Source organism: Reinekea sp., assembly GCF_982785585.1.
Genome location: NZ_CEYAVF010000031.1, coordinates 23355 through 48090 on the forward strand (window position 1 = coordinate 23355; position 24736 = coordinate 48090).

A 24736-nucleotide genomic window follows, 5' to 3' on the forward strand; every position below is an offset into this window, starting at 1 on the left:
ACCGTCACCGCCATTCAAGACGACTAGCCTTTGCTGAACAGTTGTTTAAACAGACGCGGGCTGGCTGCGAGTAACTCGCCGCGATCCATCTTGATTGGCTTGCCCTCGACATCACCGGTTAAGGCACCGGCTTCTTGCACAATAAGCAGAGCACTGGCTAGGTCGGCTGGTGACATCTGTTGCGCGATGGCCACATTGACCCGGCCGGCCGCGAGATTGATGAAATCATAGAGCGCGCAGCCACTGACGCGGATGTCATAAACAGCATCCTGCCATTTGCTTAGCAAGACCATGTCTTTGGTCGCAAGGGTGCAAGTTGCCTGAGGCAGGGGGACGAATTCGGCGCGCACGCGGCGATCGTTAAAGTGCACACCGCGACCGCGCGAGGCAATCATGTAGTCTTCGGTCATCGGATCGACCAGGGCGACACAATCGATCTTATCTTTGGTGTAGAGGGCGACATTGACTAGGAAGCCGGGGTAGCCGTTACGCAAGTTGTGCTCGCCGGCGGCGACATCGATGACCCAACGCGACTGTCCATCCCAGTCTCGGCTGTCTTCTTTGCCGAGTTGGATGGAGTCGATGTGATGGCGGGTATGGGCGCTGCGGATGACCTTGCGAGCACGCCAGGCGGCATCCTCAATGGCCTTGTCAAAGACTTCCTTGCGGCTCGTTCCTTCTGCAGTTAAAGATGCAATGCTGGTCACTGTGTAGTTCAGCTTTTCAGCAGCGCTTTGGGCTGCACGTAGTGCGATCGTCAATATCGGTTGCATGTTACTCTCTTATACAGGCTTATAAGGGCAAATGACCCATTCTGAACGTCAGAATGACTCGAGTTGGAACGTCGGTCCGCAAGGACTTGTTAAACAGCGCATCGACCGGGGCGACTGTTGGCCTCGATCTGAGAGAATCTACGGATAGATTCAAAGGGCGCGCATGATACACCAGGTTTAGCGTATCATTCAGTCATTAAATGTAATTTGTGGAATTAATTTCGTGGATACGATCGACATCGACTCAGAAATGGCCTTTAGCAACCTAGAACATGTTCGGGTGGTAATGGTGCACACCTCCCATCCGGGCAACATCGGCGCCGCGGCACGGGCCATGAAAACCATGGGTTTTCGACATCTGGTGCTGGTACAGCCGCGTGATTTCCCCTCCGATACGGCCACCGCGATGGCCTCCGGCGCCACCGATTTGCTCGACAGCGCCACGGTGGTTGACAGTTTAGAGGACGCCATTGCCGACTGTGCCCTAGTGGTTGGCGCCTCCGCACGCTCCCGGACCCTGCCGTGGCCCTTAGTAAACCCTCGGGAGATGGCGCAACAGGTGCTGTCGATGCCGTCTGGTAGCCAGATTGCTTTGGTGCTGGGTCGTGAACGCAGTGGCTTGACCAATGACGAATTGGCTCGCTGCCATTGTCATGTCAATATTCCCGCCAACCCCGACTACAGTTCACTCAATGTCGCATCCGCGGTACAGGTCTTGGCTTACGAGTTGCGTATGTCTGCACAGGCCAGCGACGCCAAGCCCAAACCCCATTGGGGCGTGCCATGGGATCAGCCGCCGGCCACCGCGGGCCAGCTGGAAAGTTTATTCCAGCACTGGCAACAGGTCCTGGTTGATATTGATTTCCTCAACCCCCATAACCCCAGAACGCTAATGAGTAAGGTACGGCGCCTAATACTGCGCGCCCAGCCGGATGAGGTTGAAGCCAACATTCTCCGTGGCATGCTCAGTCAAATAGATAAACACCTAAGGAAACCCTGATATGTTTTCAGGCATCAAAGACGATATTCAAAGTTTTTTTAATCGCGATCCGGCTGCCCGAGGCTGGTTTGAGGTCTTGCTTAATTACCCAGGTCTGCATGCCGTTATCATCCACCGCTTATCGCATCGCCTCTGGCGTTGGAATATTAAGACGCTGGCGCGCTGGATATCGCAGCTAGCACGTTGGTTTACCGGCATTGAAATTCATCCGGGTGCAACGATCGGGAAGCGCTTTTTTATCGATCACGGCATGGGCATCGTGATCGGAGAAACCGCTGAGATTGGCGATGATGTCACGGTCTATCAGGGCGTCACCCTAGGTGGCACCAGTTGGCAAAAAGGTAAGCGCCACCCAACCTTGGAAGACGGCGTCATCGTGGGGGCCGGTGCAAAGGTCTTGGGCCCCTTTAAGGTGGGCAAAAATGCGCGCATCGGATCAAACGCCGTGGTCACCAAAGAAGTGCCTGAAGGTGCCACGGTGGTCGGCATCCCCGGTCGTGTGGTGAGATTGAAGGGCGAACGAGCCCAGGGCTTCAGCACCGAGCAAGAAGAATTGGCCAAACGCATGGGCTTCGATGCCTACGGCGTGGCCGAAATGCCCGATATTACCGCCCATGCCATCAAGGCGTTGTTGGACCATGTTAATGCGCAAGACCAGCGTATCGATCGGATGTGCGCGTCGTTGCAAAAAATGGATAAATCCTTCACAACCCCCGAGATGCCGGACCTGAAAGATGAAGATTTCGCCGTTATCGAGGCCTCTGATCAACAAAACAGCGTTTAAGCGCGGGGCTTGCACGGACCTTTGGGCAATACTCGCCTCAACGCGATTGCAGGTCGCGAGTGCCCTGGATCTGCGCGGCGTTTTTGAGTCGACCCGACTGACTCCAATGTTGACGCGGATGAGCCGCATAAAAAGATACCGCCGCGTGACAGGCGATGTCGTAAAGCTGCGGGCCAACAAACCATTGCCGTTTTAGCAATCTTAACTTGGGCGGTATGAGGGCGAATTTTTTCATCTGCCCCAGTGGCCGGGCCACGATGATATCGAGGAAGGGGCGCAGCTGATCCAGATATTGGCCAACGCTGAGCACATCCTGATCGGGGGCTAAGGTTAAGATTTCTCGGTTCAGATAAGCCTGTTTAATTTCTAAGCTGTTGAGTGGCACAAAGTTCTGCACGACCCGCACACCCAACTGAGCATCCAGCCATACCCACTTGGCATGCTGCCGATCAAAATACTCTATGCCCTCATACTGACTGCCCAGCGGTCGCCAACTGCAGTCGCGTGTTCTCAAGGTCGTTAGACGACAGGGGATACCCACCGCTATCATGGCGTGCGCTTGAATAAGGTTATAGTCGCAACGGCTAAATTGCTCGCCATTCAAGGCCCGATTGATCACGCTGAGTGGGTTGTCGCTGTGCGCACAGTGCCCCAGCCGGGGTAACCACAGGCCGTGCACCCAAGCGATCAGGCTTTCAATGCTCTGAGCATCGGACAGGCTGACCCGAGTATGTTGATGCAGATGAAAGCGAGCCGCTAAATTCTTGTGGATCAAGCTCGCGCGCGCCGCGGGTAGGGTGACATCCGACGTTGGATTATACTGAAAGGGGCGTAAGCGCGGATAGATCCGAGTCGACCAGAAGCCGACCGCGTAGGTCAATAAAATCAGAGTCAAGAGTACCGATAAGAGCATCATGGTGAAGCACGTCCCAATGCATTAAAGGCTTATTGTGCCTGCGGCCAATAGGCGTGCCAAATGCAGTGATCGACTCTGTGATCGGCTAGACAAAGTGCCCTAAACTCGGCATCGGCCCTGCTATCGGTTTCGTGCTGGCATGCTCAAGCGAAAATCCAGCACCAATGGATCGTGATCCGATGAGCGGTAGGGGTCAGGAGCGAAATAGGTGTCGATCTGCTCGGTCGATTTATACTCCCGATGGTAATCCAAGACCGACGGCTCATCGCTGTTAATATGCCATTCTTGCGCCAATAGGAGCTTGTCGGCCAATGCGGGCGAGGCCAAGGCGTGATCCAGGCGGCCCGATTGGCCCTGGTAAACATAGGAGTAGCCACCCGGGGTTTGCAGCGCGCTAAAGCCGGCGTTAATCAAATCGACGATCGGATCTTCCTGACTGTAGGCATTGAAATCACCCACCATCAGTACATGCGCAGCCCGGCTGTCGGTCGGGTCGGTCCCTAACCAGAGATTTAACGCCTGGCTGGCCCGGGTGCGACTGAGATTGTAGGCGCCTTGCCCCCTATCGCAGTCGTCCCATTTGGCGCACCGGCCCTGAGCTTTGGACTTCAGGTGTGTGACCACCAGGGTCAGGCGTTCGCTCGAAGACGGGTGGCTAAAGGTTTGCGCCAGGGCGGGCCGATGCAGCGCGTCATTAAAGAGTGCACGGCCGCTGGTGTCGTTGGGTGAGTTGGCGCTGGTCAATAGCCGGGCTCGGTTGATCGGTTGCACGCGCGCCGGTCGATAGAGTAAACCAACGCTGATCGCGTCGCTGCCGATCCGATCGACCCTGGGGTCTATCAGCTGGTAGTGTCGATCCGTCGGCAGCTCCGCATTGAGGGCTCGGCGCAAACTGGCGAGCGCACTGCGCTGCGAGATACCATCGTTTTCGAGCTCCATTAACGCCACTATGTCGGCATCGATCGCCACCAGGGCGGCCAGTAATTTACTCGTTTGACGCGCCAGTTCGACGCCGTCGCTGGCGCCGCGTGGGCTCGGCCAACCGCCCCCCAAACCATCGCCATTAAAGTAATTGCGGACATTCAAGCTGGCGATGCGCAGATCGCTGTTGGGCACTGCTAGCGGTGCGGCGCGGCGCGGGTTGTCCAATTGGAACCTGGGTGGGCTGGTGGGGATCAGGCGATAGGTGTCGAACGCGAAGTGGATTACCCCGGTCAGATGCTGCACCGTGCTGCCGATGCGCAGGCTGTTGGCAGCAGTCAGCCCGGGCGTTGGAAAGGGTACCGGATCTGGATTTTGACGCGTACTGCCATCGTCGACTACTAACTGATTTAACCGATTCGCGTGGCCAATCGCATCGGCGGCGCGTCCGGGGCGGGCGCTATCGGTCGGGATCGACCGGCGGCCCTGGCTGAGCGTAAATTCGCCATAACGGCCGAGTTTGGCGACGTCATTGACGGTTAAACTCGCCGAAAACCGAACCCGCATCCCTTCCATCGCCTCCAAAGATTCAGGGTAGGGCAGCGGCAGGCTCAGGTCGGTGACGGGCGGCAGGGCGCGGTTCGTGGCGCAGCGCTTTAGGTCATCGATACGATGCAACTGGGTCACCCCAAAGTACTCATTGACCCGGCCGCTCAAACGCACCCTATCGCCGACCTCAACCTCGGTGCGGCTGTGGTATACGAAGATGCCCTCGGATGTGTTGGCATCATCATCGGTCGGGTCTTGCTGGAGGAAAAACCCAGCCATGTCATGTTCGGCCTGCAGATCCAGGGTGACCACGGCCTCCACTGTCACGTCTTGCTCGAGTAAGGGTGAGACTAGCCCCGAGCCTTGAATCTGGGCGAGCCGCGTCGCCGGATCACCGCAGGCGGAGGCTCGTTTTTGCTCAGCGTAGCTAAAGCTGGCTATCAGGGTGGCGAGGACCCCTATAAGAAGTTGCTTGAACATATCCATGCCCCGATTGAACTTGGCTGCCTGCCTGCGGATCGATTTGACTGCAAACTATGACAGTCCGTGCGCTCGGCCGTCAACCGGTTGAGCGCGCCGAGCGAGCGAGCGGGCCCGAGCGGGGTCCAACATTGAATTGTCGGCCCCAACTGTGTATTCTCGCCCACTTTTCGCAGCCCTCATAACTTGGATTCCCCCAGTTTGAAGCGTTCCTGAGGCCGAAAAAAGACAGCAATGAGGCAGATATATGTTATTGACCCAAAGCAAAGCCGACTGGTTCGGCAATATACGCGGTGATTTTTTGGCCGGGTTGGTCGTGGCGCTCGCGTTGATTCCGGAAGCCATTGCGTTTTCGGTGATTGCCGGTGTTGATCCCAAGGTCGGTCTCTATGCATCCTTCTGTATCGCTGTGGTGATTTCGATTGTCGGTGGTCGTCCTGGGATGATTTCCGCCGCAACCGGCGCCATGGCACTGTTGATGGTGACCCTGGTTAAGCAGCACGGGCTGGAGTATTTGTTGGCGGCGACCTTGCTAACTGGGGTGTTGCAATTGCTCGCCGGTTATTTACGCCTCGGTGAATTGATGCGCTTTGTATCGCGCTCGGTCGTTACCGGCTTCGTCAACGCCTTGGCGATTCTGATTTTCATGGCGCAATTGCCCGAACTGATCGATGTCAGCTGGGTGGTCTACGCGATGACCGCTGGCGGTCTGGGTATTATCTATTTGTTTCCGCTGATCAATAAAACGCTGCCCTCGCCGTTGATCTGCATCTTGGTGCTCACCGGGCTGGCCATGCTGCTAGGCCTGGATATCCGCACCGTCGGCGACATGGGCGAGTTACCGGATACCTTGCCGATCTTTTTGTGGCCCGATGTTCCGCTCAATCTGGAAACGCTGTTTATTATCCTGCCCTATGCCGCACCGCTGGCCGTCGTCGGCCTGCTCGAGTCGCTTATGACTGCGACCATCGTCGACGATCTAACCGACACCACCAGCGATAAGAACCGTGAATGTAAGGGCCAGGGCATTGCCAATATCGCCTCCGGTCTGGTCGGTGGCATGGCCGGTTGTGCCATGATCGGTCAATCGGTGATCAATGTGAAATCCGGCGGGCGCGGGCGCTTATCGACCTTCGTGGCCGGATTTGTGTTGTTGATTATGGTGGTCTTCCTCAGTGATTGGGTCGCGCGAATACCCATGGCGGCCTTAGTCGCTGTGATGATTATGGTGTCGATCGGAACCTTTAATTGGGCCTCTATCCGTGATTTGAAGCAATATCCGCTCTCGACCAATCTGGTTATGCTTGTTACCGTAGTGGTGGTGGTCTGGACGCACAATTTGGCCTATGGTGTATTCGCTGGCGTTTTGTTGGCGGCGCTGTTTTTTGCCAACAAGATCAGCCACTTTATGTACGTCGATTCGCAGCACGATGAGGCCACGGATCAACGCAGCTATCAGGTTCATGGGCAGCTATTTTTCAACTCTGCCGATAAGTTCAGCAACGCCTTCGATTATAAGGAAGCGGTCAGCCGGGTGACGATAGACGTGTCCCGGGCGCATTTTTGGGATATTACCGCCGTTGCTGCACTGGACAAGGTGGTGCTTAAGTTCCGCCGTGAAGGCACCGAGGTCGAGGTAATCGGTATCAACGAAGCCAGTGAAACCATCATTGACCGCTTCGGCCAACACGACAAGCCGGAAGACATCGATAAAGTACTGGGAGGCCATTGATGAACGACACGAATAATAAGGTGCACCAATCGAGCGACACCGAGCGCAGCTGGACCATCGCCTGTATCGATGGCTCTCACTATAATTCGGCGGTCTGCGATTATGCGGTTTGGTTAAGTCAACGGCTGAACTCCCCCTTTAAGGCGCTGCACGCGATTGAACACAGCGGTGCGATCGCGGTTAGAGACCTGACCGGTGCCATCGGCCTGGGTGCCCAAGAGCACCTGCTCGCGGAACTGACCGATCTGGAGCAACAGCGCAATCGCTTGGAGCTTCAGAAGGGTCGGCAAATGCTCGACACCGTCAAACAACGTGCCGAACTGGCTGGCCTGCCCAACCCGGTCACGGTGCAACGGCACGGCACTCTGATCGAATCGTTGATCGAATTGGAACACGACGCGCGGGTCGTGGTGCTCGGTATTCGTGGCGAGGTCCACGACGCCGACACCGAGCATTTAGGTACCCATTTGGAGTCGCTGGTGCGCTCGATCGCGCGACCGATCTTTGTGGTCAATCGGGAATTTAGCGCACCCACCGCTGCGATGCTGGCCTATGACGGCAGTCCATGTAGCCTCAAGGCGCTCCAGATGGTCGGCTCTAGCCCACTATTCGAACATATCCCGATCCATCTAGTGCATGTCAGTAAGGATCCGGCCAGCGCGCAGGAACTGGTGTTGGCTGCTAAGATCCAGCTAGAGCAGGCCAATCGGCAGGTCTTTAGCGAAATCCTTCAGGGTGATCCGGCCGAGGCTTTGTGCCAATACCAAGCCAGTCATGGCATCGATCTGACGGTCATGGGTGCTTTCAGCCACAATCGTTTGCGTGAGCTGGTGTTTGGCAGCTTCACCATGAAGATGTTGCTCAGCACCCGGCAACCTCTGCTCTTGTTGCGCTAACAAGACCCCTCGATGGCCCACCCACCCAGGGTTGCTCTTTGTCACTTGGGGCTCAAAACAGACGGTTTCTTGCCTCAAGCGAGCCGTCTGCCGAACAGGTCCACGTTTTTATTCGGTTAATAGTTGACTGTTTTACTCAGGTATTTATAATTCCCTCACTCTTAACGCAGTGGACACTCGGGATGAAACTGACAACCAAAGGTCGATATGCCGTTACCGCCATGCTCGACTTGGCATTAAACGAGGAAAGTGGCCCGATCAATCTTGCCGATATTTCCGAGCGCCAGGGCATTTCTCTATCCTATCTAGAACAGTTATTTGCCAAGCTGCGCAAGCAGGGTCTGGTCGCGTCGGTCCGTGGACCGGGCGGCGGGTATCTGCTCGGTCGAGCGCGAGCGCTTATCAGTGTGGCCTCGGTAGTCGACGCCGTCAGCGAGTCGATGGATGCCACCAAGTGTGGCGGCCAGACCGGCTGTCAGCAGGGTGAAGCCTGCCTAACGCATCACCTTTGGCAGGACCTTAGTCAACAAATTCACGGTTTCTTGGATGATATCAGTCTGCAAAATCTGGTCGATCGGAGCGAGATGAAACTCGTTAATGAGCGGCAAAACAGAAAGCTGCAGCTGCGCGTTAGTCAGAGTCAAGAAGCCATCGCCACGACACAGGTCGACTAATGCGCCCACTATATTTTGATTATGCGTCGACCACGCCGGTCGATGGCCCAGTCGCCGAAAAAATGATGGCCTATCTGACCCGAGATGGCGAGTTCGGTAACCCGGCCTCACGCTCTCATATACTCGGTTGGATGGCCGAAGAAGCTGTCGAGGACGCACGCAACGAGGTGGCCGATCTGATTCAAGCCGATAGCCGAGAAATTGTCTGGACCAGCGGGGCCACCGAAGCGAATAACTTGGCCATCAAGGGCGTGGCAGAAAGCTACGCCCCAGCCGAGTGCCATCTGATCACCAGCGCCACAGAACATAAGGCCGTGTTAGACCCCTGTAACTACCTGCACGCCAAAGGCTATCCGCTTTCGATTCTGAAGCCCGATGCCGATGGGGTGATCAGCGTCCAGGCCGTGGCCGCGGCGATCACCGAGCACACTCGTTTGGTGAGTATTATGGCAGTCAATAACGAGACCGGGGTGTGCAACCCCATTGCTGAAATTGGCGCGCTCTGCGCCGCACAGGGTATTTTCTTTCATGTCGATGCGGCCCAGGCCATTGGCAAGATGCCGCTCGATGTGGATTCGGCCCAGATCAGTCTGCTGTCGATGTCAGCTCATAAATTCTATGGACCCAAGGGCATCGGCGCGCTCTATGTGCGCCGCCGCAGCCCACTTGATTTAGTCGCCCAGATTCACGGCGGTGGCCATGAACGGGGTATGCGCTCGGGCACCTTGCCGACCCACCAGATCGTTGGCATCGGGGCCGCGGCCAAGATTCTCAACGCCGGTTTCGCCGAGGAGGCTGAGCGTATTAGCCGCTTGCGTGATCGTTTGCTCAATGCCCTCGTGGAGCTGGGCGATGTCACCATCAACGGTGGCGCGGCACCCCGCGTGCCGGGCCACCTCAATGTGTGTTTTCACGGCGTCGATGGCGAGGCGCTAATGTTGGCGGTGCGCAATCTGGCTCTGTCAACCGGCTCGGCCTGTACCTCGGCCAGCATAGAACCCTCTTTTGTACTAAAAGCCATGGGATTAAGTGATCAGGCGGCACACAGCTCGCTGCGCTTGAGTTTGGGTCGGTTTAGCACCGAAGCCGATGTCGATAGCGCCATCCTTAGTCTCACTGAAGCAGTCAATAGCTTGCGCACTTCGGCAAGCCGCAATAAAAGGCACCAATCATGAGTGAAGAAGTGGAACAGTACCTAAAGTCTGAGTATTCGGCGGGTTTTGTCACCGATGTCGAGTCCATGACCATACCGGCAGGGCTCGACGAAGATGTGGTCCGACTGATTTCGGCCAAAAAGAACGAACCGGAATGGTTGCTCGAATGGCGCCTCAAGGCGTTTCGTGCCTGGATCGAAATGGACGAACCGGACTGGGCCCATGTGACCTATCCAAAGCCCGATTTTCAGGCCCTATCGTATTATTCATCGCCTAAGAGTATGGAAGAGAATCGACCTAAATCGCTCGATGAGGTCGATCCGGAATTATTGGCGACCTACGAGAAGCTGGGCATTCCGACCCATGAACACGCCGCTCTGGCTGGCGTCGCGGTCGATATGGTGTTCGATTCGGTCTCGGTCGGCACCACCTTTCGGCAAAAGCTATTGGATGTGGGGGTGATCTTTTGCCCTATATCCGAGGCGGTGCACGAATATCCGGAGTTGGTGAAAAAATACCTCGGTTCGGTCGTGCCACAGCGCGATAACTTTTATGCCGCGCTGAACTCAGCGGTCTTTTCCGACGGTTCCTTCGTTTACATTCCCAAGGGGGTGCGTTGCCCGATGGAGCTGTCGACTTACTTCCGCATTAATGAAGCCAAGACCGGACAGTTTGAGCGCACCCTGATCATTGCCGATGAAGGCAGCCATGTCAGTTATCTCGAAGGCTGCACCGCACCGATGCGCGATGAAAATCAATTGCACGCCGCGGTGGTGGAGTTGGTGGTGCTCGATGATGCGCAAATCAAATACTCGACCGTGCAAAATTGGTATCCGGGCAATTCAGAAGGCAAGGGCGGTATCTACAATTTCGTCACTAAGCGCGGCATTGCCCATAAGCGCGCGAAGATCAGCTGGACGCAGGTGGAAACCGGCTCGGCAGTGACCTGGAAGTACCCTTCCTGCATCCTCAAAGGGGATGACAGCGTGGGCGAATTCTATTCGGTGGCGCTAACCAGTAACTTCCAGCAGGCCGACACCGGCACCAAGATGATTCACATTGGCAAAAACACCCGCTCGACCATTATTGCCAAGGGCATTAGTGCGTTAAAGAGTCAGAATACCTATAGAGGTCTGGTGAAGATGAATCCGGGCGCGGATGGCGCACGTAACTTTACCCAGTGCGATTCGCTGTTAATCGGCGATCAATGCGGCGCGCACACCTTCCCCTATATCGAAAGCAAAAATCGCTCGGCCGTTGTGGAGCATGAAGCGACCACGTCCAAGGTGAGTGAAGACCAGCTGTTCCTATGTCGTCAACGCGGCATCGATGCTGAAAAAGCTGTATCGATGATCGTCAATGGCTTCTGTAAGGAAGTCTTTAAAGAGCTGCCGATGGAATTTGCCGTCGAAGCAGGCAAGCTGCTGGAAGTTTCATTGGAAGGGGCTGTCGGTTAAATTCCGTTGGCAACACAGAATTTTTTTCACCTAATTATAGGTTCTTGATCCTCATGCTAAGCATCAAAAATTTACATGCAAAGATAGACGATAAAAACATTTTAAAAGGCCTCAACCTGGATATTCGGGCGGGCGAAGTGCATGCCATTATGGGCCCTAATGGCGCCGGCAAGAGCACCCTCGGCAATGTATTGGCTGGTCGCGATGGCTACCAGGTCACAGAGGGCAGCATCCAATTTAATGATCAGGATTTACTGGCGCTCGATGCCGAAGAGCGCGCCCGGCGCGGCGTATTTTTGGCCTTTCAATATCCGGTCGAGATACCGGGTGTGTCCAATATGGAATTCCTCAAGGCCTCAGTCGATGCCATTCGTCGCGCGCGCGACCTGACGCCCTACAGCTCCATTGATTTTATCAAGCTGGCCCGGGAAAAATCGGCCTTGGTGGACCTACCGGCTGATTTTCTCAAGCGCGGTGTCAACGAAGGTTTTTCCGGCGGTGAGAAGAAACGTAATGAGCTGATGCAAATGATGCTGCTCGAGCCGACCCTGTGCATCTTGGATGAAACCGACTCTGGCCTCGATATCGATGCCCTGCAGTTGGTCGCCAAGGGTGTGAATGACCAACGCCGGGCCGATCGCTCCTTTATCATCGTGACCCATTATCAACGGCTGTTGGATTTCATCGTGCCCGATTATGTCCATGTCTTGGCGAACGGCTCGATCGTTAAGTCGGGCGGCCGCGAGCTGGCGCTTGAGTTGGAAAAAGACGGCTATGGCTGGATCGATGAGGAGCACGTATAGGTGACGGTTGCATTGAACACCCTCAGCGCGCGCTCTGCCGTTGCGCAAGCCGCGGCGCCGCAATGGCTTAAAGATTGGCAGCAGCAAGGTCAGGACGATTTCGCCGCCTTGGCTTGGCCGACGCGCAAAACCGAGGCCTGGAAATACACGCCTCTGAAAGCCTTACTCGATGTCACCTGGCAAAAATCCACCGAGTCGACGGATGAACCGGGTATTCGCTTTGAAAACTGGAACGACATCCGCATCGACCTGGTCAACGGTCAGCTCCAAGACCTACCGACTCTGCCGGCGGGCGTCTCGTTGCGCCGTCTGAGCGACTGCTCGGCCGATGAAGGCTTGGCGTTTTTGGCGCGGATCGATGCGGAACGCAATGGTTTTGTCTTCGATTCACTGAATCAAGCCCTACTCGACCAGGCCTATTGGTTGAGCGTCGACGCCGGCGTTAAGGTGTCTGCACCGATCCACCTGAATTACATCAGTCAGGGGGTCGACGCCATTAGCAATATTCAGGTCTTGGTCGATCTAGGCAAGGAATCGCATCTGACGCTGGTGGAAACCTTTAGCCATGGCCCATCAGGCCGCTGCTTTGTGAATCCCAATACCGCGCTCTTTGTCGCCGAATTGGCGCAATTGACGCATTATCACCTGCTGCTGGAAACCGGCGATATCCGCCATATCGGACGAGTCACGGCAACATTAGAGGCCTATGCAGCGCTGAACGCCTTTCATATGGCCGTTGGCGGTCAGATAAAGCGCAAAGATATAGTGGTGCGCCACCGCGGTGAAGGCGCTCGGCTAACCCTCAATGGCGTCTATCTGCCAAAGGGTAACGAGCTGATCGATTACCACACCGTGCTAGAGCATGAGGTGCCGCACTGCCAATCGACTGAGACTTTTCGCGGTATCCTCGCTGATAAGGGCCATGCCGTGTTCAACGGTCGGATTCATATCCACAAGTTGGCGCAAAAATCGGTCGCCGAGTTGCAAAATCGTAACCTGTTGCTCAGCGATACGGCGGAAATCAATACCAAGCCGGAACTGGAAATCTACGCCGATGATGTCCGCTGTGCGCACGGCGCGACCATTGCCCAGCTGGATAAGAATTTGCTGTTCTATTTCCAGGCGCGCGGCATCACCAAAGAAGATGCCGAAATGATGCTTAGCTTTGGTTTTATCAATGAACTGCTCGATGCCCTAGACGATGAGCCGGTGCGCTTACTGTTGCGTCCGCTGCTCGAGGCCTTATTTGCGACCAAGGTGGCGGCGCTATCGGGAGCGGCCTTATGAGCTTTGATGTGCAAGCAATCCGGGCCCAGTTTCCGATCTTAGCCCAGCAAATTAATGGCAATCCGTTGGTTTATCTCGATAACGGCGCCACGACGCAAAAACCCGACGCGGTGATCGATGCCATCAGTAACTTCTATCGGCACGATAACAGCAATGTGCATCGCGGCGCCCATACCCTGAGTGACCGTGCAACGTCGGCCTTTGAACAGGCCCGGGTTGCGGTGCAGGGGCTCTTGAATGCCGGCTCTAGCGACGAGATTATCTGGACCAAGGGCACCACCGAGAGTGTCAATTTGGTTGCCTTTAGCTGGGGTCAGGCCAACCTGAAGCCGGGTGATCGGGTCCTAGTATCGGCCATGGAACACCATGCCAATATAGTACCTTGGCAGCTGGTGTGCGCCAAAACCGGTGCCGAAGTGGTGCCGATTCCGGTCTCCGACGCCGGCGAGCTGGATCTGGAGGCCCTGGATGGCCTGCTCGATGAGCGGGTTAAGTTTGTCTCGATCGTGCACGTCTCCAATGCCTTGGGTACCGTCAACCCGGTCGCCGAGATCATCGCCCGGGCGCACCGGGTTGGTGCCCTGGTCATGGTCGACGGTGCCCAAGCCGTGGCCCATTTTGACCTCGATATGCAGGCGCTGGACTGTGACTTTTACACCTTTTCCGGCCATAAGCTCTTTGGTCCGACGGGCATCGGTGCGCTCTATGGTAAAATGGCCCTGCTCGAGGCCATGCCGCCCTTTATGGGTGGGGGTGAGATGATCGAAACGGTCAGTTTTGAACAGACCACCTTCAATCGGGTGCCCTATAAGTTTGAGCCGGGTACGCCTAACATAGCCGGAGCCGTCGGTTTGGCGGCGGCCATCACCTGGTTCAATGGCTTGGACCGAGCGGCGATGATGGCGCATGAGCAGGCGGTACTGGATTACGCCGTCGAATGTGCGCACAACTATCCCGGCCTCACGCTGATTGGCCAAGCCGACCAGCGTGCCGGGGTGCTAAGCTTTGTGCTCGACGGCAGCCATCCGCACGATGTCGGCACCTTGCTCGACCAGCAGGGCGTTGCGGTGCGCACCGGCAGTCACTGCGCCATGCCGATTATGAGTCGCTTGGGTGTGTCCGGTACGGTTCGAGCCAGCTTTGCGCTCTACAACACCCGAGAAGATGTCGATGCCCTGTTTGCGGCGTTGGACAAGGTAAAATTATTTCTTTTTTGACAGGTCTGTTCGTTAGACCCTGAAGGTAGGCGAATTATGAGCGTACAGTCGTTTGATCCAAAAGCATTGCAAACCCCCAATATCACCATGACCGATGCGGCGGTAGGGCATTTTCGCAAGCAGCTGGCCCAGGCCGACAAGGCCTCGGTGCGGTTGTTTATTCAGGAAAGCGGTTGTTCCGGCTATATGTACAAGATCGATTTCGTCGCCGCGGCAGAGCCGGGCGATCTCAGCCTGGTGATGGCCGATGACGTCACCTTGCATGTCCAGCAAGAGGCTCTGGCGATACTGCAGGGTACCGAGATTGATTTTAAAAAGGATGGCTTGAATCAGTTGATCAAGTTTAACAACCCGAATGTCACCGCCGAGTGTGGCTGTGGCGAGAGCTTTGTTGTGGAGGCTGACTGATGGAACGACAAGTGGTGGTCACCACTCGAGCGGTCAACGCTCGCCTAGTACCCGTTGGCACCCCCATGACCATCCCAGCCGATACCTTTGTTACCCTGACGCAGAGCTTGGGTGGCAACTATACGGTGGTCTATCATGGCAATATGGCGCGTATTGATGGCACCGACGCCGATGCCCTGGGCTTTGAGCCCGAAAAACTGATCTTTACCCCGGTCACCGGCCCCGATGTCGATGAGGCCCAAGTTTGGCAGGCTCTGGCGACAATCTTCGATCCGGAGATTCCGGTTAGCCTAGTGGCCTTGGGTCTGATCTACAAGGTCTCGACTCAAGGCCAAACGGTACTTATCGATATGACGCTGACCGCCCCGGGTTGTGGCATGGGTCCGGTGTTAGTTGATGATGTCAAGTATCGCGTGGCGTTGGTGCCTAATGTGCAGCAGGTTGAGGTCAATCTGGTGTTCGATCCGCCGTGGCATCGCGATATGATGTCCGAAGAGGCGCAGCTTGAAACCGGTATGTTCAGCTAAGTTGATGCCATCCCAGACCCCCCATTTATAGAGGCCCCTTATGAATCCAGTATTCGGCATCGATATCAGCGCAGACGATATCATCGAAAATCTATCCTTCTTCGATTCGTGGGAAGAGCGTTACAAATACATTATTGATCTGGGCAAGGAGCTGCCGCCCATGGCTGACGAGCTGAAGTCGGAGGTGAACTTGGTGCGTGGTTGCCAAAGCCAGGTGTGGTTGGTGCCAGAGCAACAGGACGAGCTGTTTATATTCAAGGTTGATTCCGATGCCCATATCGTCAAGGGCTTGCTGGCGGTGGTTTTGGTCGCCTTCAATGGCAGAAGTGCCCAAGCGATATTGGCCGTCGACATCGAACGGTATTTCACCGCCCTGGACCTGGTGCGTCATCTAAGCCCGTCGCGCGGCAACGGTTTACGCGCCATGGTGAAAAAAATTCAAGATATCGCCACCGCCCGATTGGCCGTATAGCGTTAGACGATCGAGAACTCGCCAGCGTTGCCGCAGCCATGCCCCGGCACTAGGTGCTATACCGGGTCTGGGCTTTTGCTTAGCCCGGACCATTGCCAGACAAAGATAGCCTGGCCGGCGAATTCAACGTACAATGTGGCGCCGAAAAACCCAATAAAAAAACCCCTAGAGAGGCCTAAATGGCAATTGAACGCACTTTTTCTATAGTTAAACCCGATGCCGTAGCCCGTAACCTGGTTGGTGCCATCTATTCTCGCTTTGAAACTGCAGGCTTGAAGATAGTTGCATCTAAGATGCTGTTGTTATCCTCTGAGCAGGCCGAAGGCTTTTACGGGGAACATAAGGAGCGTCCTTTCTTCCCGCACCTGGTCAAGTTCATGATGTCTGGCCCGGTCATGGTCCAGGTCCTTGAAGGCGAGAACGCCATTGCCAAAAACCGTGAAATCATGGGTGCTACTAACCCTGCTGATGCGGCGGCCGGCACCATTCGTCACGATTTCGCCCAGAGCATCGATGCCAACTCGGCGCACGGTTCTGACGCACCAGCGTCTGCGGCCCGTGAAATAGCGTTCTTTTTTAACGAAAATGAAATCTTTTCACGTTAAGTAAAGAACGGGGCAGTCGACAGTTTGTGCTGCCCCTGGATGCTAGAATACAGAGGGAGCTCAGTTTAAGGCTGAGCTCCCTTTTGAGTTTTAAATTTTAGAGCCTTTTGCCGCCATTTGCAGCGAAAGACTTGGCCGGTTTTGGCGCAGTACTATTAGGTAACCTAGATGACACAAACAACACAGAAAATTAACTTGCTCGGCATGGGCCTGAGTTCGCTGGAGCGCTTTTTTACCGAGGAGCTGGGCGAAAAGAGGTTTCGAGCAATACAGGTGTTGAAGTGGATTCATCAACGAGGTGTCGATAACTTCGATGATATGACCGATGTCAGCATGGCGCTGCGCGATAAGTTGAAATTAGTGGCCGAAATAGTGCCGCCAGAAGTGACCTTTAAGCAATATTCTATCGACGGCACGCGCAAATGGGTCATGAAAATGCCCGGTGGCAATGCCGTTGAGACGGTTTACATACCGGAAGAAGGACGCGGCACCCTCTGTGTCTCGTCGCAAATTGGCTGTGCCCTAGACTGTTCTTTTTGCTCGACCGGCAAACAGGGCTTCAATCGGGATTTGAGCTCGGCTGAAATCATTGGCCAACTCTGGGTCGCGGCCCGGTCTTGGGATGAGCCGGGCAAAAAGCGGGATCGGCACGTCACTAACGTGGTCATGATGGGCATGGGCGAACCCCTGCTTAACTTTGATAACGTCGTCGAGTCGATGGGCCTGATGATGGAAGACAACGCCTACGGCCTGTCCAAGCGGCGTGTCACCCTCAGTACCTCCGGTGTGGTGCCAAGAATCTACGATCTGGCCGAGGTCAGCGACGTGTCCCTGGCCCTGTCTCTGCATGCGCCCAATGATGCGTTGCGCAACGAGCTGGTACCGATCAATCGAAAATACGGTATCGCCGAGACGTTGAAGGCGGTGAATGCCTATTTTGAGCGGCTGCCCGATAAGCGGGTCTGTACCATCGAATACACGATGATGAATCACATCAACGATAGTGAGGAATTAGCGACTGAATTGGCCGCGGTATTGCGGGATACGCCCTGCAAGATCAACCTGATACCCTTTAATCCGTTTCCCAATTCCGGCTACGAGCGGCCAAGCAATAACCGCATGCACCGCTTTAAGGATATCCTGCAACAGGCCGGATACAACGTGACCATTCGTAAAACCCGTGGCGATGACATCGATGCCGCCTGTGGTCAGCTGATTGGTCAGGTCTCTGACAAGACTCGGCGTTCGGAACGGTTTATCGAAGCGGTGGAGTTGGGGCAAACCGCTGCCACGGTGGCCACCAAGCGCACCGATCGGAGTGCCGTATGACATCAGCCAGCATTCGGTTACTGATTTCGGCACTGGTCGTGTTCGGTTTAACCGGCTGCGTGACCACGACCGTCAGCTCGTTTGATGCTAAAAAAGACTTAAATAAGGCCGCCCTGACCTACGTTCAGATCGGTTACGGTTACTTCGAACAGGGTGCCAATCAGCAGGCCAAAGAGGCTCTGACCAAGGCTTTGGCGATCGACGACCAGTTACCGGGCGCCCATATGGGCCTGGCCCGGGTCTACGATCGCGAATTGGAATTTAAGCTGGCCGACAGCCATTTCCAAAAAGCGCTGCGTTATGGTGAAAGCACCGAAGGGCATTTTCAATACGGTGTCTATCTCTATAACCGAGGTGACTACAAGGGAGCCTATAAGCAGCTTAACAAGACCCTTGAGGATACGGTCTCGACTCGCCGAGCTCAGGCGTTTGAATATCAGGGCATCGTCGCATCGCGGCTCGACAAGATGGATGTGGCCATTTCCAGCTACAACCGCGCCTTAGCGCTGAATCCCTTGTTAGGCAATAGCTTCTTGGGGCTGGCCAATATCTACTTCGAGCGTCAGGAGCTGAGTACAGCCTATCGCTATTACAACGGCTTCGTCGAGCTTGTGCGCGCGCAGCATGGCCGGCACAATGCCACAACGCTGTGGTTGGGTATTCAATTGGCCAAGGTGGCGCAAGATAAGAACGCGCTGTCGTCGATGACCCTGCAGTTGAAAAATCAATTCCCTCAATCGGTAGAGTATCAAACCTACCTGAGATGGCAGGCGGAGCAAGACGCTGCATGAATAAACGAACTGAAAGCCCGATTAAACGACGAGTTTCGCGCAAGATCTGGGTGGGTAATGTCCCGATCGGCGGGGATGCACCGATTGCGGTGCAATCTATGACCAATACCGACACCGAAGATGTTAACGCCACGGTCGGGCAGATCGAAGCCTTAGTGCATGCCGGTGCCGACCTGGTGCGAGTATCGGTGCCGAGCATGGACGCGGCCGAAGCCTTTGGCAAAATTCGCGCCCGGGTCTCGGTGCCGTTGATTGCCGACATCCATTTTGACCACAAGATCGCGCTGCGAGTCGCCGAATTGGGCGTCGATTGCTTACGCATCAATCCGGGCAATATCGGCCGCGACGACCGGGTTCGGGCTGTGATCGACGCCGCCCGCGATCGTAATATTGCCATCCGCATCGGTGTTAACGCCGGGTCGTTGGAAAAAAGCCTACAACGCAAATACGGCGAACCGACGGCGGAAGCCTTGGTCGAGTCGGCCATGCGCCATATCGACATTCTCGATCGCATGGATTTTCAAAACTTTAAGCTGAGTCTCAAGGCCTCCGACGTCTTTATGACAGTTGCCGCCTACCGCCTGATTGCCAAACAGATCGATCAGCCGTTGCACCTGGGCATTACCGAAGCCGGTGGCCTGCGCAGTGGCACGGTGAAATCGTCGATTGGCTTGGGCATGCTGCTGATGGACGGCATCGGCGATACCCTGCGGGTGTCCTTAGCGGCCGACCCGGTGGAAGAAATCAAGGTCGGCTTTGATATTCTCAAGAGCCTACGCCTGCGCAACAAGGGCATTAACTTTATTGCTTGCCCAAGTTGTTCACGGCAAAACTTCGATGTGATCAGTACGCTCAACGAGCTCGAAAGTCGCCTCGACAATGTCCTGACGCCGCTCGATGTGGCGGTGATCGGGTGTATCGTCAACGGTCCTGGGGAGGCCAAGGAGGTCGACTTGGGTATTACCGGTGGCTCGCCTAGCAACCTGATCTACGTCGATGGCAAGGCCGACCACAAGATTGATAACGGCCAGTTGGTGGATCATTTTGAGCGCTTAATACGGCAAAAAATCGCTGATAAAGAAAAATTCGATTCAACCATTATCGCCAAAATTTAAGGAGATACGCGCTTGACCAGTTTGCAGTCCGTGCGCGGAATGAACGACATATTGCCCAGTGACAGTCCGCTTTGGCAGTATTTAGAAGGCCAGGTAAAAGCCGTGCTGAGTCAGTATGGTTATCGTGAAATCCGCATGCCCATCGTCGAGCCAACCGAGCTGTTTGCGCGCGGCGTGGGCGAGCATACCGATATAGTCGAAAAAGAAATGTATACCTTCAACGACCGCAATGGCGATAGCCTGACCCTGCGGCCGGAAGGCACTGCCGGCTGTGTGCGCGCGGCCCTAGAACACGGTCTACTGTACAATCAGATTCAGCGGCTCTGGTATCAGGGACCGATGTTTCGCTATGAGCGGCCGCAAAAGGGTCGTTATCGACAGTTTTTTCAGATCGGCGTCGAAACCTTTGGCATGGCCGGAGCGGACATAGACGCCGAACTGATATTGTTGACCCATCGGCTCTTTACCCGGCTCGGTGTGCTCGGCTCGTTGACATTGCACATCAATACTCTTGGCAGCAGTGAGGCGAGGGCACGTTACCGCAAGGCCTTGGTTGATTATCTCGAGGGCGTCAAAGACCAGCTCGATGACGACAGTCTGCGCCGTCTCTATGTGAATCCGTTACGGATTCTCGATAGCAAATCGGCCAGCACCCAAAAACTGCTCAACGCCGCGCCGGTGTTCGATGACTACATCGATGACGAGTCGCGGCTGCACTTCGCCGATCTGCGTGCCCGCCTCGACGCGAACGGCATTGCCTACCAGGTGAATCCGCGTCTGGTGCGCGGGCTCGATTACTACACCAAGACCGTCTTCGAATGGATGACCGATGCCCTCGGCGCCCAGGGTACCGTCTGTGGCGGCGGTCGTTATGATGGCCTGGTGCCGATGCTGGGCGGTAAAGAGACCCCAGCGTCCGGTTTTGCCATGGGTATTGAGCGGATACTGCTGTTATTGCAGGCCGTTGATGCGGTGCCGGCCAATATTGAGAAAACCGTGGACCTTTTCCTGGTCGTTGCCGGCGACCAAGCCGACGCCGTCGCGCAGGTGCTGGCCGAACAGATCCGCACTGAAATGCCGGCCGTGCGTCTGCAAATGAATTGCGGCGGCGGCAGCTTTAAGAGCCAGATGAAGAAAGCCGATAAATCCGGTGCCGCGGTGGCCTTGATCCTCGGTGACGATGAAGCGTTGGAAAAAAGGGTCCAAGTCAAAGATTTACACGGAAATATCGCCCAGCAGTCCAGTTCATGGCACGAATTGGCTGAAGTATTAGGCCAACTGGGGCTATAATGCTCCGCTGAATTAATTGTGATTATTAACCCGCGGCCGCAACGCCCGGTTCGAACACTATAAGCCGGGCGCAGTACCGGCATTTTTGGATTTTTGGGAGTATCAAGCGTGTACGAAACCGATCAGGAACAAATTGAAGCCATCAAAGGCTGGTGGAACAAAAACGGCAATTGGGTTATTGGCGGTTGCTTAGCCTTTATCGTGTCTTACATTGGTCTCTACATGTACCAAGATTCTGCCCAAACGCATCGCGTTGCGGGTTCTAAGGCCTATGAGCAGCTGCTCGTTAACCTCACCAGTGAGACGCCCGATAGCGAAGCGCTTACAGCTCAGATCGAGTTGCTGAAAGGCGAATATAAGGATTTGGGCTACGGCGTGATGGCAGCACTGCAAGAAGCCAAGGTGGCCGTTGATGCCGGCAAGCTGGAAAGCGCTTTGCCCGCACTGGACTGGGCCGCTAAAAACGCTGAAGCCGAACTGTTAACCGTTATCCTCTATCGTAAGGCCGTGGTGCAATATGCTCTGGACGATCTCGATGGTGCCTTGACCAGCCTCAATGCGATGAGCGGAACCGGCCATCAGACCCTGAGTTTTGAATTGAAGGGCGACATATTACTGGCCCAGGGTAAGCCTGATGAAGCCCGCAAGGCCTACAAGGCCGCGCTGGATCTGAGCTCCGAGCAGGATATCAACAACCCATATCTGCAGTTGAAACTGGACGACCTAGCCGTTGCTGAATAAGAAATACAGCGTGCGCGTTCTGAGTTCAATGTTAATACTTTTGACTCTGACCGCCTGTGCAAACAGCGGGATTAAGGAAGCGCCCGTTGCCATGCCAGCCCAGTTGCCGAGTGCGGCCGAACTTCGGGTCGACTGGTGGCATCTATTGGGTGATGAGCAGGGCCGCAGGGCCTTTGGTCAGCTGCGGCCAAGCGTTTATGGCGCTACGGCCTATGTGCCCTTGGCCTCTGGTCAGGTAGTTGAGCTCGACGCAGCAGGCACGATTGTGCGCCAAACGCAGGTGAGCGACAGTTTGTCGGCGCCGCTTGCGGTCGATGCGCAACAGATGGTGGCGATCACCGGTGACGGCTTGGCGCTCTTGTTGGACCGAGACTATCAGCAGCTGTGGGCCTTTAAATTGAATGCTCTGGCAACGGAGCCGGCCCTACTGACGCCCGATCGAGTATTTATTCAAACCATCGACGGCCGACTCAGCGCCATCGAGCGCATCACCGGTCGGCTGTTGTGGGTCTTTCAAGACGCTGAGCCCGATTTGACATTAACCGGCACCAGCGGCCCGGAACTGATTCGCACGAGCAGTGGCGAGGCCGTAGTGACCGGTCTGGCCAATGGCAAGATCGTGGCGCTCAGCACGGTCGATGGGTCGGTGATTTGGGAATACCGCCTCGCCCGCGCCAGCGGTAAAACCGACATCAGCCGTTTGGTCGATGTCGATGCTCATGTTACGTTGATCGATGACCGCCTGTTTGTGACCGGTTATCAGGGTGATCTAGTCGCTATTGAAACCGCCACCGGTCGGGTCCTGCAAGCAACGGGCTTTTCATCCTACCGGGCCATTCAAACGGACGGCCAATGGTTGTTTGGTGTGAATGCTCAGAGCCATGTGGTGGCCCTAGATCCGCTCGATCTATCGATTATATGGACCGCCACCGATTTTGAATATCGTCAATTGAGTGAGCTGTTAGTTCAGGATGGTGCACTCTACGCAGCCGATAGGCAGGGGTTTTTGCACGTCTTAGACAGTCAGACAGGGCAATGGTTGACCTCACGTCATATCGATTGGCGCGGCACTAATAGCGACCCAGTCGCCTTTGCCGATGGCGTGTTGTTGCAAGGTTACAGCACTCGGGTTAAGTCACTGCAACTGATACGGCCCTGATAGCACGGACAATTTAAGACCCAAGCTGCGACCCTCGCCGAGTGTGAGCGCCGCAGATTTTGAGTAACCGCACTAGCGCGGAGCTCAACCAATATAGCCCACTGTGGCGGTAAAATTGCCGCTCAGATGCTGATCGTTAATTGTACAGATAAGACTGTCGCTAAACGGTATCCAGTCTACAATGACTCTACTAACTATTAAGACGATTTTTTTAAAATGACCCCAGTAATAGCATTAGTCGGTCGACCCAATGTCGGCAAATCTACCCTTTTTAATCGGTTTACCCGTTCGCGTGATGCGTTGGTCGCCGATTTCTCTGGGCTCACCCGCGATCGAAAGTACGGCGATGGCCGCCTGGAGGACCGCCCCTTTATCGTTATCGACACCGGCGGCGTCAGCGGTTATGAGGAAGGGCTCGATGCCGAAATGGCCAAACAGAGTTTCGTGGCCATAGACGAAGCCGATATTGTTATGTTTCTGGTTGACGGCATGGCCGGTATCTCTGGCGACGACCAGTTTCTGGCCGATCATCTGCGCAAAGCAAACAAGCCCATCATTGTCGTGGTCAATAAGACCGATGGTCGGGATCCCGATATAGCTGCGGCCGATTTCTTTGAATTGGGTCTGGGCGAACCGGTGCCGATTTCTGCATCGAACAACCATGGTGTGCGCAGCCTGCTGGAAGACACGCTGGCGATGTTTCCGGCTCCGGAGGATCTGGGCGATCCGTTGGAATCCGATTCCATCCGTTTGGCCATCATCGGTCGACCCAATGTCGGAAAATCGACCCTGGTCAACCGTCTACTCGGTGAAGAGCGCGTTGTGGTCTTTGATCAGCCCGGCACCACCATGGATTCAATCTATATTCCCTATGAGCGGCATGGTAAACAATACATGTTGATCGATACCGCCGGTGTCCGCCGTCGTAAGAATATTACCGAAGCGGTCGAGAAATTCTCCATCGTGAAAACCCTGCAGGCAATTCAGGACGGCAACGTTGTCGTGCTGTTGATCGACGCCCAGGTGGGCCTGGTGGATCAAGACATGCACATGCTCGGCTTCGCTCTGGAATCGGGCCGCGCCTTGGTGATTGCGGTCAATAAGTGGGATGGCCTGTCGGAAGATCAGAAAGAGAAGGTGCGCGTTGCGATCGATCGTAAGCTGCCGTTCTTAGACTGGGCCGATATCCATTTTATTTCCGCCAAACATGGTACTAACGTTGGCCATCTCTATGAGTCGATCGACGAAGCCTATACCGGCGCGCGCAGTAAGTGGAGCACTAATCAGCTGACCACTCTGATGCAGGGTGTGTCCGAGATGCACCAGCCGCCCTTGGTCGGTGGACGCCGCATCAAGTTGCGCTATGCTCACCAAGGTGGCTCGAACCCGCCGATTATCGTGATACACGGTAATCAGATCGACAAGCTTCCCGGCAGTTATAAACGGTACCTGGAAAATGCTTTCCGTAAGGCACTGCGCGTGCGCGGTACGCCGATTCGGTTCCATTTCCGGGTCAATGAAAACCCCTATGATGATGTCGCCAAAGGTCGTCGAACTAATGATTCGAAGAAACATAAGGGGCGTTACTCTAACTAAGCGCTGAGTAGCTGAGGTCAGAGTTGCAGATAAAAAAGCCATCGTTGATGGCTTTTTTTT

General features: G+C 55.3%; 24 protein-coding genes. 21 read left to right on the top strand and 3 right to left on the bottom strand.

What is annotated here, in order from left to right; all coding sequences use genetic code 11:
- Window positions 1-23 precede the first annotated feature (23 nt).
- A complete protein-coding gene (locus AC4FIC_RS12110; protein ID WP_100257479.1) occupies window positions 24-773 on the bottom strand; it encodes an inositol monophosphatase family protein in 750 nt (249 codons plus the stop codon).
- Window positions 774-996: 223 nt separating this feature from the next.
- Between AC4FIC_RS12110 and AC4FIC_RS12115 the strand changes: the two genes are divergently transcribed.
- Window positions 997-1773 carry an RNA methyltransferase gene (locus AC4FIC_RS12115; RefSeq protein ID WP_319418045.1) on the top strand — a complete coding sequence of 259 codons (777 nt, stop codon included), beginning with the start codon at window positions 997-999 and terminating at the stop codon, window positions 1771-1773.
- A 1-nt stretch (window position 1774) separates the two neighbouring features.
- On the top strand, window positions 1775-2557 hold the full coding sequence (gene cysE, locus AC4FIC_RS12120; RefSeq protein ID WP_100257478.1) for a serine O-acetyltransferase: 783 nt from the start codon (window positions 1775-1777) through the stop codon (window positions 2555-2557).
- Between the two features lie 37 nt (window positions 2558-2594).
- Here cysE and AC4FIC_RS12125 read toward each other — a convergent pair whose 3' ends face one another.
- Together AC4FIC_RS12125 and AC4FIC_RS12130 are read right to left on the bottom strand one after the other, a co-directional pair.
- Entirely contained in the window at window positions 2595-3473 is an 879-nt protein-coding gene (locus AC4FIC_RS12125) for a hypothetical protein (RefSeq protein WP_100257477.1), read from the bottom strand.
- A 120-nt stretch (window positions 3474-3593) separates the two neighbouring features.
- Window positions 3594-5423, bottom strand: coding sequence for an ExeM/NucH family extracellular endonuclease (locus AC4FIC_RS12130; protein ID WP_100257476.1), 1830 nt, complete (start codon window positions 5421-5423; stop codon window positions 3594-3596).
- A 247-nt stretch (window positions 5424-5670) separates the two neighbouring features.
- Here AC4FIC_RS12130 and AC4FIC_RS12135 point away from each other — a divergent pair, with 247 nt between their 5' ends.
- From AC4FIC_RS12135 to der, 19 genes are all read left to right on the top strand, one after another.
- Window positions 5671-7155 carry a SulP family inorganic anion transporter gene (locus AC4FIC_RS12135; protein ID WP_100257475.1) on the top strand — a complete coding sequence of 495 codons (1485 nt, stop codon included), beginning with the start codon at window positions 5671-5673 and terminating at the stop codon, window positions 7153-7155.
- Entirely contained in the window at window positions 7155-8051 is an 897-nt protein-coding gene (locus tag AC4FIC_RS12140) for a universal stress protein (RefSeq protein ID WP_100257474.1), read from the top strand. The genes AC4FIC_RS12135 and AC4FIC_RS12140 overlap by 1 nt, the downstream gene beginning before the upstream one ends.
- Before the next feature lie 182 nt (window positions 8052-8233).
- Entirely contained in the window at window positions 8234-8725 is a 492-nt protein-coding gene (iscR, locus tag AC4FIC_RS12145; RefSeq protein ID WP_100257473.1) for a Fe-S cluster assembly transcriptional regulator IscR, read from the top strand.
- Entirely contained in the window at window positions 8725-9900 is a 1176-nt protein-coding gene (locus AC4FIC_RS12150) for an aminotransferase class V-fold PLP-dependent enzyme (RefSeq protein WP_273286022.1), read from the top strand. The genes iscR and AC4FIC_RS12150 overlap by 1 nt, the downstream gene beginning before the upstream one ends.
- Window positions 9897-11336, top strand: a complete 1440-nt coding sequence (gene sufB, locus AC4FIC_RS12155) for a Fe-S cluster assembly protein SufB (protein ID WP_100257471.1) — start codon at window positions 9897-9899, stop codon at window positions 11334-11336. The genes AC4FIC_RS12150 and sufB overlap by 4 nt, the downstream gene beginning before the upstream one ends.
- A gap of 53 nt (window positions 11337-11389) precedes the next feature.
- A complete protein-coding gene (gene sufC / locus AC4FIC_RS12160) occupies window positions 11390-12139 on the top strand; it encodes a Fe-S cluster assembly ATPase SufC (RefSeq protein WP_100257470.1) in 750 nt (249 codons plus the stop codon).
- Window positions 12140-13426 carry a Fe-S cluster assembly protein SufD gene (gene sufD, locus AC4FIC_RS12165; RefSeq protein ID WP_100257469.1) on the top strand — a complete coding sequence of 429 codons (1287 nt, stop codon included), beginning with the start codon at window positions 12140-12142 and terminating at the stop codon, window positions 13424-13426.
- Window positions 13423-14643 carry an aminotransferase class V-fold PLP-dependent enzyme gene (locus AC4FIC_RS12170; protein WP_287418517.1) on the top strand — a complete coding sequence of 407 codons (1221 nt, stop codon included), beginning with the start codon at window positions 13423-13425 and terminating at the stop codon, window positions 14641-14643. Before sufD ends, AC4FIC_RS12170 begins: the two co-directional genes overlap by 4 nt.
- A gap of 36 nt (window positions 14644-14679) precedes the next feature.
- A complete protein-coding gene (locus AC4FIC_RS12175) occupies window positions 14680-15051 on the top strand; it encodes a HesB/IscA family protein (protein ID WP_100257467.1) in 372 nt (123 codons plus the stop codon).
- On the top strand, window positions 15051-15578 hold the full coding sequence (gene sufT / locus AC4FIC_RS12180) for a putative Fe-S cluster assembly protein SufT (RefSeq protein WP_100257466.1): 528 nt from the start codon (window positions 15051-15053) through the stop codon (window positions 15576-15578). Before AC4FIC_RS12175 ends, sufT begins: the two co-directional genes overlap by 1 nt.
- A gap of 40 nt (window positions 15579-15618) precedes the next feature.
- A complete protein-coding gene (locus AC4FIC_RS12185) occupies window positions 15619-16050 on the top strand; it encodes a SufE family protein (protein WP_100257465.1) in 432 nt (143 codons plus the stop codon).
- Window positions 16051-16229: 179 nt separating this feature from the next.
- Window positions 16230-16655 (top strand): nucleoside-diphosphate kinase, encoded by a 426-nt coding sequence (gene ndk / locus AC4FIC_RS12190; RefSeq protein ID WP_100257464.1) that lies wholly within the window; start codon window positions 16230-16232, stop codon window positions 16653-16655.
- Between the two features lie 168 nt (window positions 16656-16823).
- Complete coding sequence (gene rlmN, locus AC4FIC_RS12195) at window positions 16824-17984, top strand: dual-specificity RNA methyltransferase RlmN (RefSeq protein WP_100257463.1); 1161 nt, start codon at window positions 16824-16826, stop codon at window positions 17982-17984.
- Complete coding sequence (pilW, locus tag AC4FIC_RS12200; RefSeq protein WP_273286024.1) at window positions 17981-18775, top strand: type IV pilus biogenesis/stability protein PilW; 795 nt, start codon at window positions 17981-17983, stop codon at window positions 18773-18775. Before rlmN ends, pilW begins: the two co-directional genes overlap by 4 nt.
- On the top strand, window positions 18772-19890 hold the full coding sequence (gene ispG / locus AC4FIC_RS12205; protein ID WP_100257461.1) for a flavodoxin-dependent (E)-4-hydroxy-3-methylbut-2-enyl-diphosphate synthase: 1119 nt from the start codon (window positions 18772-18774) through the stop codon (window positions 19888-19890). The genes pilW and ispG overlap by 4 nt, the downstream gene beginning before the upstream one ends.
- 39 nt (window positions 19891-19929) lie before the next feature.
- Window positions 19930-21180 (top strand): histidine--tRNA ligase, encoded by a 1251-nt coding sequence (gene hisS / locus AC4FIC_RS12210; protein ID WP_227003832.1) that lies wholly within the window; start codon window positions 19930-19932, stop codon window positions 21178-21180.
- 108 nt (window positions 21181-21288) lie between these two features.
- The gene (locus AC4FIC_RS12215) at window positions 21289-21921 is read left to right on the top strand and encodes a YfgM family protein (RefSeq protein WP_158524354.1); all 633 of its coding nucleotides are present in this window, start codon (window positions 21289-21291) and stop codon (window positions 21919-21921) included.
- 28 nt (window positions 21922-21949) lie between these two features.
- Window positions 21950-23080 (top strand): outer membrane protein assembly factor BamB family protein, encoded by a 1131-nt coding sequence (locus AC4FIC_RS12220; RefSeq protein WP_100257458.1) that lies wholly within the window; start codon window positions 21950-21952, stop codon window positions 23078-23080.
- A gap of 216 nt (window positions 23081-23296) precedes the next feature.
- Window positions 23297-24676 carry a ribosome biogenesis GTPase Der gene (gene der / locus AC4FIC_RS12225; protein WP_100257457.1) on the top strand — a complete coding sequence of 460 codons (1380 nt, stop codon included), beginning with the start codon at window positions 23297-23299 and terminating at the stop codon, window positions 24674-24676.
- The last annotated feature ends 60 nt before the right edge of the window (window positions 24677-24736 follow it).

Bases quoted from the DNA above. Each gene is read 5' to 3' on its own strand.
- sufT (WP_100257466.1), top strand. From the start codon at position 15,051: ATGGAACGACAAGTGGTGGTCACCACTCGAGCGGTCAACGCTCGCCTA.
- cysE (WP_100257478.1), top strand. From the start codon at position 1,775: ATGTTTTCAGGCATCAAAGACGATATTCAAAGTTTTTTTAATCGCGAT.
- AC4FIC_RS12185 (WP_100257465.1), top strand. From the start codon at position 15,619: ATGAATCCAGTATTCGGCATCGATATCAGCGCAGACGATATCATCGAA.
- iscR (WP_100257473.1), top strand. From the start codon at position 8,234: ATGAAACTGACAACCAAAGGTCGATATGCCGTTACCGCCATGCTCGAC.
- der (WP_100257457.1), top strand. From the start codon at position 23,297: ATGACCCCAGTAATAGCATTAGTCGGTCGACCCAATGTCGGCAAATCT.
- AC4FIC_RS12220 (WP_100257458.1), top strand. From the start codon at position 21,950: ATGTTAATACTTTTGACTCTGACCGCCTGTGCAAACAGCGGGATTAAG.
- sufB (WP_100257471.1), top strand. From the start codon at position 9,897: ATGAGTGAAGAAGTGGAACAGTACCTAAAGTCTGAGTATTCGGCGGGT.
- AC4FIC_RS12150 (WP_273286022.1), top strand. From the start codon at position 8,725: ATGCGCCCACTATATTTTGATTATGCGTCGACCACGCCGGTCGATGGC.
- AC4FIC_RS12130 (WP_100257476.1), bottom strand. From the start codon at position 5,423: ATGTTCAAGCAACTTCTTATAGGGGTCCTCGCCACCCTGATAGCCAGC.
- AC4FIC_RS12140 (WP_100257474.1), top strand. From the start codon at position 7,155: ATGAACGACACGAATAATAAGGTGCACCAATCGAGCGACACCGAGCGC.
- AC4FIC_RS12135 (WP_100257475.1), top strand. From the start codon at position 5,671: ATGTTATTGACCCAAAGCAAAGCCGACTGGTTCGGCAATATACGCGGT.
- hisS (WP_227003832.1), top strand. From the start codon at position 19,930: ATGAACGACATATTGCCCAGTGACAGTCCGCTTTGGCAGTATTTAGAA.
- sufC (WP_100257470.1), top strand. From the start codon at position 11,390: ATGCTAAGCATCAAAAATTTACATGCAAAGATAGACGATAAAAACATT.
- pilW (WP_273286024.1), top strand. From the start codon at position 17,981: ATGACATCAGCCAGCATTCGGTTACTGATTTCGGCACTGGTCGTGTTC.
- AC4FIC_RS12170 (WP_287418517.1), top strand. From the start codon at position 13,423: ATGAGCTTTGATGTGCAAGCAATCCGGGCCCAGTTTCCGATCTTAGCC.
- AC4FIC_RS12125 (WP_100257477.1), bottom strand. From the start codon at position 3,473: ATGATGCTCTTATCGGTACTCTTGACTCTGATTTTATTGACCTACGCG.
- AC4FIC_RS12110 (WP_100257479.1), bottom strand. From the start codon at position 773: ATGCAACCGATATTGACGATCGCACTACGTGCAGCCCAAAGCGCTGCT.
- ispG (WP_100257461.1), top strand. From the start codon at position 18,772: ATGAATAAACGAACTGAAAGCCCGATTAAACGACGAGTTTCGCGCAAG.
- ndk (WP_100257464.1), top strand. From the start codon at position 16,230: ATGGCAATTGAACGCACTTTTTCTATAGTTAAACCCGATGCCGTAGCC.
- rlmN (WP_100257463.1), top strand. From the start codon at position 16,824: ATGACACAAACAACACAGAAAATTAACTTGCTCGGCATGGGCCTGAGT.
- AC4FIC_RS12175 (WP_100257467.1), top strand. From the start codon at position 14,680: ATGAGCGTACAGTCGTTTGATCCAAAAGCATTGCAAACCCCCAATATC.